This is a genomic window from Hyphomicrobium sp., assembly GCF_003987855.1.
Classification (GTDB): Bacteria; Pseudomonadota; Alphaproteobacteria; order Rhizobiales; family Hyphomicrobiaceae; genus Hyphomicrobium_B.
In genome coordinates, this window is the sequence record NZ_RXIZ01000015.1 from 304,691 (window position 1) to 316,942 (window position 12,252).

Annotated in this window: 13 protein-coding genes; 10 read left to right on the forward strand and 3 right to left on the reverse strand. The window is 60.3% G+C overall.

The features are described from left to right. Positions 1-33: 33 nt before the first annotated feature. The 3 genes from EKK30_RS14390 to EKK30_RS14400 are packed head-to-tail and all read left to right on the forward strand — an operon-like array spanning position 34 to position 1,298. Positions 34-432, forward strand: coding sequence for an NADH:ubiquinone oxidoreductase subunit NDUFA12 (locus EKK30_RS14390; RefSeq protein ID WP_290986166.1), 399 nt, complete (start codon positions 34-36; stop codon positions 430-432). A gap of 33 nt (positions 433-465) precedes the next feature. Continuing rightward, a complete protein-coding gene (locus tag EKK30_RS14395; protein ID WP_290986167.1) occupies positions 466-756 on the forward strand; it encodes a DUF1330 domain-containing protein in 291 nt (96 codons plus the stop codon). Beyond that, positions 753-1,298: a DUF2155 domain-containing protein gene (locus tag EKK30_RS14400; RefSeq protein ID WP_290986168.1), complete on the forward strand. Its 546-nt coding sequence runs from the start codon at positions 753-755 to the stop codon at positions 1,296-1,298. The genes EKK30_RS14395 and EKK30_RS14400 overlap by 4 nt, the downstream gene beginning before the upstream one ends. Before the next feature lie 19 nt (positions 1,299-1,317). Here EKK30_RS14400 and hemB read toward each other — a convergent pair whose 3' ends face one another. Together hemB and EKK30_RS14410 are read right to left on the reverse strand one after the other, a co-directional pair. Then, positions 1,318-2,361 carry a porphobilinogen synthase gene (hemB, locus tag EKK30_RS14405; protein WP_290986169.1) on the reverse strand — a complete coding sequence of 348 codons (1,044 nt, stop codon included), beginning with the start codon at positions 2,359-2,361 and terminating at the stop codon, positions 1,318-1,320. A 154-nt stretch (positions 2,362-2,515) separates the two neighbouring features. Beyond that, positions 2,516-3,634 (reverse strand): extensin family protein, encoded by a 1,119-nt coding sequence (locus tag EKK30_RS14410; protein ID WP_290986170.1) that lies wholly within the window; start codon positions 3,632-3,634, stop codon positions 2,516-2,518. A gap of 279 nt (positions 3,635-3,913) precedes the next feature. Here EKK30_RS14410 and EKK30_RS14415 point away from each other — a divergent pair, with 279 nt between their 5' ends. From EKK30_RS14415 to glyA, 5 genes are all read left to right on the forward strand, one after another. Then, positions 3,914-5,029: an enoyl-CoA hydratase/isomerase family protein gene (locus tag EKK30_RS14415; protein ID WP_290986171.1), complete on the forward strand. Its 1,116-nt coding sequence runs from the start codon at positions 3,914-3,916 to the stop codon at positions 5,027-5,029. Between the two features lie 220 nt (positions 5,030-5,249). Then, a complete protein-coding gene (locus EKK30_RS14420; RefSeq protein ID WP_290986172.1) occupies positions 5,250-5,759 on the forward strand; it encodes a winged helix DNA-binding protein in 510 nt (169 codons plus the stop codon). Between the two features lie 154 nt (positions 5,760-5,913). Continuing rightward, on the forward strand, positions 5,914-7,254 hold the full coding sequence (locus tag EKK30_RS14425; RefSeq protein WP_290986173.1) for a L,D-transpeptidase family protein: 1,341 nt from the start codon (positions 5,914-5,916) through the stop codon (positions 7,252-7,254). Between the two features lie 238 nt (positions 7,255-7,492). Beyond that, entirely contained in the window at positions 7,493-8,725 is a 1,233-nt protein-coding gene (gene hemA / locus EKK30_RS14430; protein ID WP_290986174.1) for a 5-aminolevulinate synthase, read from the forward strand. A 194-nt stretch (positions 8,726-8,919) separates the two neighbouring features. Continuing rightward, the gene (glyA, locus tag EKK30_RS14435; protein WP_290986175.1) at positions 8,920-10,224 is read left to right on the forward strand and encodes a serine hydroxymethyltransferase; all 1,305 of its coding nucleotides are present in this window, start codon (positions 8,920-8,922) and stop codon (positions 10,222-10,224) included. Positions 10,225-10,290: 66 nt separating this feature from the next. Here the strand turns inward: glyA and EKK30_RS14440 are convergent, their stop codons facing one another. Continuing rightward, positions 10,291-10,440 (reverse strand): hypothetical protein, encoded by a 150-nt coding sequence (locus EKK30_RS14440; RefSeq protein ID WP_290986176.1) that lies wholly within the window; start codon positions 10,438-10,440, stop codon positions 10,291-10,293. Positions 10,441-10,598: 158 nt separating this feature from the next. On the opposite strand from EKK30_RS14440, the gene nrdR reads away from it, so the two are divergent. Further along, positions 10,599-11,126: a transcriptional regulator NrdR gene (nrdR, locus tag EKK30_RS14445; protein WP_290986178.1), complete on the forward strand. Its 528-nt coding sequence runs from the start codon at positions 10,599-10,601 to the stop codon at positions 11,124-11,126. 4 nt (positions 11,127-11,130) lie between these two features. Then, positions 11,131-12,252, forward strand: a complete 1,122-nt coding sequence (ribD, locus tag EKK30_RS14450) for a bifunctional diaminohydroxyphosphoribosylaminopyrimidine deaminase/5-amino-6-(5-phosphoribosylamino)uracil reductase RibD (protein WP_290986179.1) — start codon at positions 11,131-11,133, stop codon at positions 12,250-12,252.

Consider the following 12,252-nt stretch of genomic DNA (forward strand, 5'->3'; position numbering starts at 1 on the left):
TGGACTGTTTGCGGCGGAAAAGGATGCTCGGTAATGAGCTTGTTCAGCGAGATCTTCAGCTGGTGGGGTGGAAACACCTGGGGAACGCGCTTCTTCACGTGGCGGAAGGGCAAGTTCGTCGGCGAGGACCAGTTCGGGAACCGCTATTACATCCAGAAAAGCGGCGCTGGCCCGCTCGGTGTTCCCGCGCGCTGGGTGACCTATCCCAAGATCTCGGAAGCTAGTCAGGTGCCCCCGGAGTGGCATGGCTGGCTCCATTATACGGTGGACACGCCACCGACCGAAGAGCGGTACATCCCCCGGCCTTGGCAAAAGCCGCATCAGATGAACATGACCGGCACATCGCGCGCTTATCGCCCCAAGGGGTCGATTCTCGGCGCGGGCGAGCGCGCGAAGTCATCCAGCGACTATAAGGCGTGGAAGCCGAATTAAGCGGTATCGGTGTTCCTCGGGGATTGCGCCCGCATGTCAAAAGGCTACTGGATCATCCATGTGACGATTTCGGACCCTGACGGCTACGCCGCGTATCTTGCTCAGGACAAAATCGCGTTCGACAAGTTCGGCGCGAAATTTTTGGTCCGCGGCGGCGAGTTCGTCGCTCCGGAAGCCCCGTCGAAGTTGCGCCATATCGTTATTGAATTCGAAAGCTACGAGAAGGCTGTCGCGTGCTACCGTTCTCCAGAATATCAACGGGCGGTCGAGTTGCGCCAAGGCGCTTCGCAGTCGGAAATCGTAATCGTGCGCGGAGTCGATTGATTTCGTTCCTGGGAAGTGCGCCCGCGCTCGGCTTTGCCGTCTTTTTTGGCGCAGCCATTTTGTCGATCCCCGCGCGCGCCGATCGCATCGAAAATCAGGTCGCCGTGTTCTCCGCCCTCGACAAGGTGACGGCGCACATTTCTAAGGTCGAAATACCGCTCAACACCACGGCGACGTTCGGGGCGCTGAAGATCACGCCGCGCGCGTGCTACTCGCGCCCACCAACCGATGAGCCCAAGACGACGACATTCGTTGAAATCGACGAGACGCAGCTTGATGGCTCGGAAAAGCGCATCTTCACGGGCTGGATGTTCGCGGAAAGCCCAGGCATCTACGGTCTCGAACATCCGACCTACGATGTCTGGCTGACGCATTGCGATAAGCCGAGCCGGACGATCGCAGAAGATAATCCAAACGGCAGTACGGTCCCGCCGTCGGACAATCCAGGCCAGGCCGACGCTGCGGGCGCCCCTGCAAACGGACCGCCGCCTGCTGACCAGATTCCCGCAGACCAGGACTTCCGCCGCCGCGTCCGGCGATAGGTTTTTCTCTCTGCTGGCGTTAGTCTGCCAGCAGCTTGGCGACTTTCGGCGCGAAGTACGTGAGCACGCCGGATGCGCCCGCGCGTTTGAAGGCCAGAAGGCTCTCGATCATGGTCTTGTCCGGGTCGAGCCAGCCACGTTCGAAGGCGCCAGCGAGCATCGCGTATTCTCCCGACACCTGATACGCGAACGTCGGTACGCCGAATTCACTCGATACGCGCTGGACGATGTCGAGGTACGGCATCCCGGGCTTCACCATGATCATATCGGCGCCCTCGTCGAGATCGAGCGCAACCTCACGCAGCGCCTCATCCGTGTTGGCAGGGTCCATCTGATACGTGCGCTTATCGCCCTTGAGCAGGCCAGTCGAACCCACGGCATCGCGGAAAGGCCCGTAGAACGCACTCGCATACTTTGCGGCATACGACATAATCTGCGTGTTCTTGTATCCGGACGCTTCCAGCGCAGAGCGAATGACGCCGATACGCCCGTCCATCATGTCGGAGGGCGCAAGCACATCTGCCCCAGCTTCGGCCTGCACGAGCGATTGTCTGACGAGCGCCGCCGTCGTCTCATCGTTCGCGATCTCGCCGCCGATGATGAGGCCGTCGTGGCCGTGGCTCGTATAAGGATCAAGCGCCACGTCAAGGATCACGCCAATGTCGAGCTTCGCCGCCTTGATGGCGCGCGTGGCCCGGCAGACGAGATTGTCTGGGTTGAATGCTTCATTGGCGCCTTCGCTCCGCTTCTTTGGATCGGTGAAGGGAAATAAGGCCAGTGCCGGAATGCCGAGACGCTCCGCTTCCTTCGCCGCCTCGACAATGAGGTCGACGCTCAAGCGTTCGACGCCCGGCATCGAGGTCACGGGAACGCGCTGGGCTTCGCCATCAACGACGAACATCGGCCAGATGAGATCGCTCGGCGAGACATGATGTTCGGCAACGAGGCGACGCGACCATGGGCTACGGCGGTTTCGGCGCATGCGAATGGCGGGAAATCCGCCGGACAGCGGTTCCGCTGTTGTGTCATTTTTTGCGGCCGGGGGGCGCGTGCGAGACGACATGCGAAAAGGTCCTGCAAAACTCAGTTGGTTCAAGAACAAAGGTTTAGGCCCGACAAATGGGCATGGCCGGGACTTGAGCGCAAGTCGCCAAGTGCAGAGCAGTTATCTGGTTCGGTTGCCAAGGAAGGCGCCGCTCCGTCCGGCGGTCGCTGCCTTAGTCACAGATCTTGGTGAACTTCCGCTCGGCCATATCGACATGGAAGTGATTGCGGTGGGCAGCGTTCGCTTCGGGTCCAAGCGTGGTGCCGAATATCCTGCAGGCAGCCTTGTGCGCTTCGTGTAGGAACGCCTGCATTTTCGGATCAGGATTGTCGATCGATGGCGTGGGGCGGGTGGGCGAATCTCGCTGCAAAGCCGGCCCGCCGAGCCGGTTGGCGTCGTTGATGGGCGATGCAGTCGCGATGACCTCCGCTCTGGGCAGGCCATCGACGATGGTAGAGCGAGCGAGACCAGCCGCGGCCGCCCCGGCCGTTGATGGCACCATCGAGGGCAGCGCGCCCGGAACCGGATTGCCCGTCACTCCGGCTTGCGCCGTTTTGCTCGCGGCAGCTTCGGCAGCCTGTTTACGTTCTGCGGCTTCCGCCAGGATCTCGCGCTGGGGCTTGCCCCACTCGTCCAGCACCTCTGCTGTCTTTGCGGAAGCCGTGATGAAGCCGCCAATGTCGAGCGCGTTCGCGAGCGCGTGTTGGCTCAGCTTGGCTCCCTTCATGCCATAGACGTTGCGGCAGTCGTACGAGCTCATGGTCTCGATGCGGATGACCTGCGACTTGAGCAGCTTGCGCGCCAGCGGCTGAACATCCTGCTCAAACCAGGTGACGAGCGGCTCAATCAGATCGCAGCGCACGATCGCGGGCGGCGACAACGCGACTTCAGGATTCCGTCCGATGCTGATCAACTCGACCGGACCCGGCGCCCCGCACGCACCTTCGCGGATAGGCTCGTGCGGCAGCGCCACGGCGTGAACGCGCTGAAGGACGACGGCGCAGCGCGCGCGGGCGTCCGCAATCTCCGCGGGCGTCCAAGCCGAGGCGGCTTTCGTCGGATTGGGAGCGCTCTGTGGGGGTTTAGCCTCAGGAGTTGCTGCCGCGGGGGCCGCATCGGGCTTGACGGCCGGTTCCGTGGCTTGCGCGGTGGGAGCCGGGTGCTTTTTTTGTGCACCGTAGGTGTCGGGCGACACGAAGCAGACGAGAACAGCGCCGAGCGCCATTGCGGCCGTCGCTTTTCGCCGACGTGCATGGTTGGCGAACTTGCCGTCGCTCCGTGACGCAATCATTGTTTCGGTAGTCCTCGTCAATCGCGGATGTGCCGGAGCGTCCGATGCAACAGTGGAGTGATGCCTATCCGCCTGACCCCCAAGCGACTATGCCGCCCGCATCTTTGCAGAGTTCGCGCGCCAGGCCAAGGCGATGGCGTTGCAGCTCTGTTACAAGGCCCGAAAGAAACATCTGTGAGCGCCGAACGCGCTCAATCGACGCAAAATCTAGCGATCCGGATCGAAAGGGGGCATAGCATCTCGTGAGTCGAAGCATTGCCCATAGCAATCGAGTTTCTCGTGAACGAACATAACATCGATCTGAGCGCCGCGCCGCCCGTATCGCCATCGAAGATCATCGCTGCCCAGTCACAGGCGCTGCAGACGTTTACTCTCGACCGCCCCGATTCGCTCAATGCGCTCGACAATGAAATGTGCAGGACACTGAGCGCAGCGATTCCACGTATCGCGCGTAACCCAGATATCTACATCGTGGCTCTCTTATCCAGCAGCCCCAAGGCATTCTGCGCCGGTGGGGACGTGCTCGCGCTATCCGCCGCCGCCAAAGCCGATATCGAAGTTGCGAAGGGCTATCTCAGAGACGAGTATTCGCTGAACTGGCTGCTTGAATGTTTTTCCAAACCTACGGTCTCATTCATCGATGGCTTTTGCATGGGTTCGGGCGCGGGGCTATCGGCTTTCAATACGCACCGCATCGCAGGTGAAAAGTTCAAATGGGCGATGCCCGAAACGAAGATCGGTCTTTTTCCCGATGTCGGAGTTGCGCGCGTATTGGCGAAGATGCCCTGGCCTATTGGGCTCTATCTCGGATTGACGGGGCGTGCGATTGGGCGCGCCGACGCGCAATGGCTGGGCCTCGTCACTCATTGTATCTCATCAAACCACTACCCCAGCATTCTCTCTCAGCTGAAGGACGCTGTGCCGGTTGATCCCCTGCTTGATGGATTGAATGAGGTGCAAGAGCCGGGAGAATTGCAGAAGGAGCGAATGCAAATCCTGGATCATTTCTCCGAGCCGACCCTCGATGGGATCTTCCGATCGCTCGAGCGCGCCGACGTGAAGGGTTCAGAATGGGCGACGAAGACGCTGGCAGGCCTGCGGAACTGCTCTCCGATTTCCTTGGAGATCACGCTCCGTCACATCAAGGCAGCACTCGGCTTCGACATCCGGCAAACCTTGATCGAAGATTATCGCCTCGCCGTACGATGCCTCGAGAATCACGATTTCCACGAGGGTGTGCGCGCTCTGCTCCGAGACAAGGACGGCAAGCCAACGTGGATGCCTGGTCGATACGAAGACATCGTGCCCGATATCCTCGACAGCTATTTCGCGCCTCTCCCTGAAGGAGATTTGGAGTTGCCGCTTCGCACAGAAATGCAGGCCGCCCGTGTCTAAGGATTCAAAGTAAAGCTTGTAAAAATTCGCATTCGATTTTAATAAAATACTTACCAAGACGCCCGCTTGTTCAGAAAATAGCTTAAAATTCCCTTTATAACCACCCCCGATACTATTCTTTTACTATATCTATTTAGGCGAAATTCAACCCTCCAGATTATTGTTTTGTCAAAACCCGGGGCAAACCGGGGTAGCGTCAAACAGTGTATGAGGCAGGGTTATGAGTTTAGCGTATGATATCGGGCGCCATCACGCGCCAGTCCACGAAGAAGGCTTTCGTGGAGAATATCTCCAGGCGCTCCGGTTGATCGAGCGTCTCCACCGGCTTCTTCTCGACGTCATCAAGGATGAATTCGACCGTCGCGGCGGTGCCGAACTCAACAGCGTGCAGGCTTTGCTCCTGTACAACATTGGCGAAAGCGAGCTAACGGCCGGCGAACTCAAGACGCGTGGCTACTATCTCGGCTCTAACGTCTCCTACAATCTCAAGAAGCTCGTTGATATGGGCTACATCCACTACAAGCGCTCCGATACCGATCGCCGGTCGGTCCGGGTGAGCTTGACGGACAAGGGTCTCGAAGCCCGCGACGTCGTCAGCAAGCTCTATCTCCGTCAGTTGGGTTCGGTGCAGACCGTTGGCGAAGTGTCCAGCGAAGACGTGAAGAACCTCAATAAGGCATTGGTGCGTCTCGAACGTTTCTGGTCTGACCAGATCCGCTATCGCCTCTGATAAGGACCTTCGCGCTACCTCCGTTTGCCATGCTGTTGTCCCGCAGCATGAAGGGCCACTCTGCGAAAGCGGGTGGTCCTTTTCGTTTCCGTCAATTCAGATAAAGTGACGCAAACAGAAACATGCGGTCGCAAACGGCTCGGGGGAGACGAAGGTGCGCGCGGCGCGATTGATATTGGGAACTGGCACGCGCTCGGTAAGGCGACTGGCATCGCTCGCCTGCGGCCTGGCAGCTATTTGCGGGCCGATCTGGGTCAGCCCAAACGGCGCCGCCGCCCAAAGCTTCGGCTGGTTGAACTTTGGCTCGCCAAGCAACGATACCCCCTCGTACTCGACCAATCCCACCGACCCCGATTTTGTGCGTGAGTGGGAAGCCAATCCGCCAAAAGGCTTCGCAACGCTGGCCAAGGCCAACATCGAAGCAACCAAGATGGCTGTCCGGCAGTATCTGATGATCGTCAGCCAGGGCGGCTGGCCTCAACTCCCGGTCCCACCGAATAAAACGCCGCGCGACAGCCTCATGCAGTTTGGCACGACCGACCCGGCGGTTGCGCTGTTGCGGGCCCGCCTGACCGCCTCCGGTGATCTTCGGGGAGGCAATGCCTCATCGAATTATTTCGATGGCGACGTCGATAAGGCTCTGAAACGGTTCCAGGCGGCGAACGGTTTGACGCCGACCGGGATCGCCGACAAACGCACGATCTTGGCCCTCAATGTTCCCGCCGACGTGCGTCTAAAGCAGCTCAAGGTCAATCTCACGCGCCTGCAGGAAGCGGTGCCCACCGCCTCGCAGAAGTACGTGCTGGTCAACATTCCCGCGGCTCAGATCGAGGCCGTCCAGAATGGCGCGATCGTCGCAAGGTATGCGGGCGTCGTTGGCAAGGCCGAGAGGCCCACACCGCTGCTGCATACCCCTATCACTGATCTGAGCTTCAACCCGACATGGCGCCTGCCGCCGACGGTCATCTCCGAAGATCTCATCCCTCGCGGCCGTGAGATGCAGAAGAAGGGCCAAAACGTCCTTCTTAAGTTCGGCATTGACGCTTATGACGGCACCGGCCGCAAGGTCGACCCAGAGAAGATCAATTGGGACAAGGTCTCGCCGGGGACATACCGCTATAGCCAAAAGCCCGGAAAGGAAAATCCGCTGGGCTTTCTGAAAATCAATTTCGACAGCGCTCATTCGGTCTACATGCACGACACGCCGTCGGACCGGATCTTCGGGCGCAACTTCCGCTCGGAGAGTTCGGGCTGCATTCGCGTTCACAACATCGAAAACTTGGCCGCATGGCTGCTTGCGGGCCAGAACGGGTGGGACAGCGACCGGGTGGCTGAAATGAAGGAAAACGGCCGCCCCTTGGATGTCCGATTGAAAAAGCCGGTTCAGCTGCTCTTCGTCTACATCAGCGCTTGGGCCACGGCGGACGGAGTGGTCCAGTTCCGCCGCGACATCTACCAGCGGGATGGGGTGGGTGAGATCGCTGCCTCTTACTAGACCCACAATTCTCCCACATACTTTGGTATTGTTTGATCCGCCTCAAGATCGAGAGCTGGATCGCAAGGTAAAGGACTAGGATCGGTTGGGAGATTTTGGGTGCGATGCGGGAGCAGAAAGTGCTTGAGCATGACCGAAATTTCATGCAACTGCGCGACGAAACGGCACTGGTCCTTTGTTATTCACGGGTCCATAACGGCCAAAAATGAACGTCGTGCTTAAGGGAGCGGAAACGGGAATGAATTACGAGCAGAAGCTCTCCGATGCCCTAAATACCGTAAGGCAAGAAGGGCGTTATCGGGTTTTCGCTGACGTGAAGCGCCGCCGGGGCGCTTTTCCCAAGGCCGATGTGATCAAGGGCGAGGCCGCCAAGCCCATCACGGTCTGGTGCTCGAACGACTATCTCGGCATGGGCCAGCACCCGAAGGTGCTCGCCGCCATGCATGAAGCCATCGACCTCGTCGGTGCCGGGTCCGGCGGAACGCGAAACATTGCCGGCACGACTCATTACCACGTGGAGCTTGAGCGCGAACTGGCCGACCTTCATGGCAAGGAATCGGCGCTTGTTTTCACCTCCGCCTTCGTTGCCAACGAAGCCGCTCTCTCGACGCTTGCAACGCTCTTTCCTGGCTGCATCATTTTCTCCGACGAGAAAAATCACGCGTCGATGATTGCCGGCATTCGCAATGGCCGCGGCCCGAAGCAGATCTTCCTGCACAACGACCTTGCCGATCTTGAAGCCAAACTGAAAGCGGTGCCGCGCGACGCCCCGAAAATCATCGCATTCGAGAGCGTCTATTCGATGGACGGGCACGTCGCTCCGATTGGCGCCGTCTGTGATCTCGCAAAGAAATACAACGCGTTGACCTATCTCGACGAAGTTCACGCTGTCGGCCTCTACGGCCCGCGCGGTGGCGGCGTCGCCGAGCGCGACGGGGTCATGGACCGCGTCGACATCATCAACGGCACCTTGGCGAAGGGTTTCGGCGTCATGGGCGGCTACATCGCCGCTTCGAAGACGCTGTGTGATGCCATTCGCTCGTACGCACCAGGCTTCATCTTCACGACGTCGTTGGCGCCTGCCATCGCCGCGGGCGCGGTCGCTTCGATCCGGCACCTGAAGGCGAGCAGCATCGAGCGTGAGCAGCATCAGGAACGTGCCCGCACGCTAAAGCGCAAGCTCGCGGCAGCCGACCTGCCCGTGATCCCGGGCCCGAGCCACATCGTCCCGGTCCTTGTCGCCGACCCGGTCCGCTGCAAGGCGCTGACTGACGTGCTGCTCGATCGCTACGGCATCTACGTTCAGCCGATCAATTATCCGACCGTGCCCCGCGGGACGGAGCGTCTCAGGCTCACGCCTTCGCCACAGCACGCGGACGCCGATATGGATCATCTCGTCGGCGCCCTGTCTGAACTCTGGTCACAGTGCCCGCTGGCCCTCATGGAAAGCCTCGCGGAAGCCGCTGAGTAACCCCCCGCGAAAGAGTAGGTCCTGACTGCCCCTTTGAGCGCAAAGCGCCATCCCGCGTTCATATTACGCGGGCCGGTGGGGTGTTGAGCGCTGGCGTCCGAGCCCGTACTATGGTTGAACCCCGCGTCCGGCCGGGCTTGCTCATTCATCCCCGCCAGCGCTACAAAAACATTTCGAAAATTAGAGGAAAGCTCATGTCGACTGCACCGGCCGCCGCAAATTCGCAGACGTCGCGCTTCTTCAAGGCGCACCTGTCGGAGACGGACCCAGAAGTCTTCGCCGCCATCCAAAAGGAATTCGGTCGCCAGCAGCACGAAATCGAACTCATCGCTTCCGAGAACATCGTCTCGCAGGCTGTGCTCGATGCTGCGGGATCAGTTCTGACAAACAAGTATGCCGAAGGCTACCCGGGCAAGCGCTATTACGGCGGCTGCCAGTTTGTCGACATTGCCGAGGAACTGGCGATCGATCGCGCCAAGAAGCTCTTCAATTGCGGCTTCGCTAACGTTCAGCCGAATTCGGGCTCTCAGGCCAACCAAGGCGTCTTCACTGCGCTGGCCAAGCCGGGCGACACGATTCTCGGTCTTTCTCTCGCAGCCGGCGGGCACTTGACCCACGGCGCCCCGGTCAATCAGTCGGGCAAGTGGTTCAACGCCGTCCACTATATGGTGAAGCCCGATACGCACCTCATCGACATGGACGAGGTGAAGAAGCTCGCGCATGAACATAAGCCGCGCATCATCATTGCCGGTGGCTCCGCCTACCCGCGCAAGATCGATTTTGCTGCTTTCCGCGCGATCGCCGATGAAGTCGGCGCGACTTTCCTTGTCGACATGGCGCACTTCGCCGGTCTCGTTGCGGCCGGCCTCATCCCGAGCCCGTTCCCGCACGCCCACGTGGTCACGACGACCACGCACAAGACGCTTCGCGGTCCCCGCGGCGGCATGATCCTGACCAACGACGAAGATATCGCCAAGAAGGTCAACTCGGCGATCTTCCCCGGCATTCAGGGCGGTCCGCTGATGCACGTGATCGCTGCGAAGGCCGTCGCCTTCGGCGAAGCCCTTCGTCCGGACTACAAGGTCTACATCAAGAACGTAATGGACAACGCCAAGGCCCTTGGCGAGGTCATGGTGCAGAACGGCTTCGCGCTGGTCTCGGGCGGCACCGATACCCACCTCATCCTCGTTGACCTTCGCCCGAAAAAGGTCACCGGCAACAAGGCGGAAAAGTCACTCGGCCGCGCGCACATCACCTGCAACAAGAACGGCATCCCGTTCGACCCAGAGAAGCCGATGGTGACGTCGGGCATCCGCCTCGGTTCGCCGGCTGGTACGACGCGCGGCTTCGGCGTCGCCGAATTCCAGGAGATCGGCCGCCTCATCTCGGAAGTTCTCGACGGCCTCTCGAAGAACGGCGAAGAGGGCAACGGTGCAGTCGAAGAAGCCGTGAAGGCGAAGGCGACAGCGCTCTGCGATCGGTTCCCCATCTACGCTTGAGCCAAGTCTGAATTTGGTAATGCGAGAGCGCCGGTCGTCCCGGCGCTCTTTTTGTTTCATGATCAATCAATGCCCGCTTGCGACGGCCGCAAACGCCGAAGTCTGCTCCGCCACCCAGTGCTCGATTCCTGCATCATCGGACGCGGCGGCGAAAATGGCGTATGTAAGGATGAAGCTCGCGAACATGGCTGCGAGAAGGTATGGAAACGTTTTCATCGTGAGGCTTTCTCATTGTTGAAAACTTCGCGGCTGAGCCGCGCAAGCATGTGTGTTGCGCGCCGGAATCTGGCTTGTGGTTAAGAAGAAATCTGTCTCTCCGGAAACAAGGCTGTCAGCGCCTGCGGGAGTGGCGGGCCAAGGGGAGGAATCGAGGAATGCGCTGTCCCTTCTGCGGGAGCGAGGATAGCCAAGTGAAAGACAGCCGGCCGTCCGACGAAAACTCGGCGATCCGGCGTCGGCGCGTCTGTTCCGACTGCGGCGGCAGGTTCACCACGTTCGAGCGCGTGCAGCTCAGAGAGTTGACCGTGGTTAAGCGCTCCGGCCGTAAGGTTCTGTTCGATCGCGACAAGCTGTCGAAGTCTATTTCGGTCGCTATGCGTAAGCGCCCGATCGAGCCGGAGCGGATCGACCGCTTAGTCTCCGGCCTGGTTCGTCAGCTCGAAAGCTCTGGCGAAACGGAGATCACGTCCGCCGAAATTGGTGAACTCGTTATGGCGGCCTTGCGCGAACTGGATCCTGTCGCCTATGTACGCTTCGCGTCCGTCTATCGCGACTTCCGCGACGCTGCGGACTTCCATTCCGTGCTCAGAGAGCTGGCGAGCGACACCCGCGATCCGCTTGATCTCACCGAGCGCTTCGGTTCCTCCGTCGTCGACGAGATCGCGAGCGAGAAAAAGCACTAGCTCTATGGCGAGTCCGAGTCATGCGTTTGACGCCGAAATGATGGCGATCGCGCTTCGCATGGCCGAGCGCGGCCTCGGCGCGACGGCTCCCAATCCAAGCGTTGGCGCCGTCATTGCACATAACGCAACGGGAGAGGTGATTGCGCGATCCACCACCGCGGCGGGTGGCCGTCCCCACGCCGAAACGCAAGCGATCGCTGTCGCCGGTGAGCGTGCACGAGGTGCCACAATCTATGTCACGCTCGAGCCATGTTCTCACTATGGCCGAACGGGTCCGTGCGCCGATGCCATCATCGCTGCCGGGTTGAAGCGGGCGGTCGTTGCAATTGAGGATCCCGACCCCCGAGTCGCCGGCCGCGGATTGGATCGGCTGCGCGATGCTGGACTTGAAGTCATCCGCGGGGTCGGAGCCTCCGAAGCCCGCTGGATCACGCGCGGTCACATCGTTCGCGTCACCGAACGCCGCCCGCTCATAACGCTCAAGCTCGCGCTAAACGCAACTGGCGACATCGCGCGGGGATCCGGATCCGCACCGGTGTGGGTGACAGGCGAGCGTTCGCGCGCCCACGGTATGCTCTTGCGCAAGGAATTTGATGCCATCCTTGTGGGTAGCGCCACGGTCCGCGACGACGATCCCGAGCTTACGTGCCGTCTTCCGGGACTTTTAGATCGCTCCCCCGTGCGCGTCGTTCTTTCGCGATCTCTCGATCTACCGGTCGATGCAAAACTTTTCAAAAGCGCGCACGTCGTTCCAGTCTGGCTTATGACCTCAGCCGACAGCAATACGGACGTTCGGCGTGCGATCGCGGAGGGCGGCACCGAGATTATCGACGTCGGAGTCGTCGCCAATACGCTCTGGCTGCCTGCCGCCATGGAAGCGCTCGTAGCGCGCGGCATCACCCGGCTTCTGGTCGAAGGAGGACCGGCAATATGGCGCGGTTTCGCCGAGGCGTCTTTTGCGGATGAGATCGTGCTCTATATGGCTGGAACCCCCTCTGACGATGATGCTGCCAAGGCTGTCGAGCGATGGGTGGGAAATCTCGGCATGACCGCTTTCGAGCGGCGGCCAATCGGAACGGATACGATGTGGCGATATCGCCGCCTCCCGGACAAGGAAGGACGTTGA

Excerpts from the sequence above, each read along its gene's own strand:
- hemB (WP_290986169.1), bottom strand. The coding sequence starts at position 2,361 with ATGTCGTCTCGCACGCGCCCCCCGGCCGCAAAAAATGACACAACAGCG.
- EKK30_RS14410 (WP_290986170.1), bottom strand. The coding sequence starts at position 3,634 with ATGATTGCGTCACGGAGCGACGGCAAGTTCGCCAACCATGCACGTCGG.
- EKK30_RS14420 (WP_290986172.1), top strand. The coding sequence starts at position 5,250 with ATGAGTTTAGCGTATGATATCGGGCGCCATCACGCGCCAGTCCACGAA.
- EKK30_RS14440 (WP_290986176.1), bottom strand. The coding sequence starts at position 10,440 with ATGAAAACGTTTCCATACCTTCTCGCAGCCATGTTCGCGAGCTTCATC.
- nrdR (WP_290986178.1), top strand. The coding sequence starts at position 10,599 with ATGCGCTGTCCCTTCTGCGGGAGCGAGGATAGCCAAGTGAAAGACAGC.
- EKK30_RS14390 (WP_290986166.1), top strand. The coding sequence starts at position 34 with ATGAGCTTGTTCAGCGAGATCTTCAGCTGGTGGGGTGGAAACACCTGG.
- EKK30_RS14395 (WP_290986167.1), top strand. The coding sequence starts at position 466 with ATGTCAAAAGGCTACTGGATCATCCATGTGACGATTTCGGACCCTGAC.
- ribD (WP_290986179.1), top strand. The coding sequence starts at position 11,131 with ATGGCGAGTCCGAGTCATGCGTTTGACGCCGAAATGATGGCGATCGCG.
- hemA (WP_290986174.1), top strand. The coding sequence starts at position 7,493 with ATGAATTACGAGCAGAAGCTCTCCGATGCCCTAAATACCGTAAGGCAA.
- glyA (WP_290986175.1), top strand. The coding sequence starts at position 8,920 with ATGTCGACTGCACCGGCCGCCGCAAATTCGCAGACGTCGCGCTTCTTC.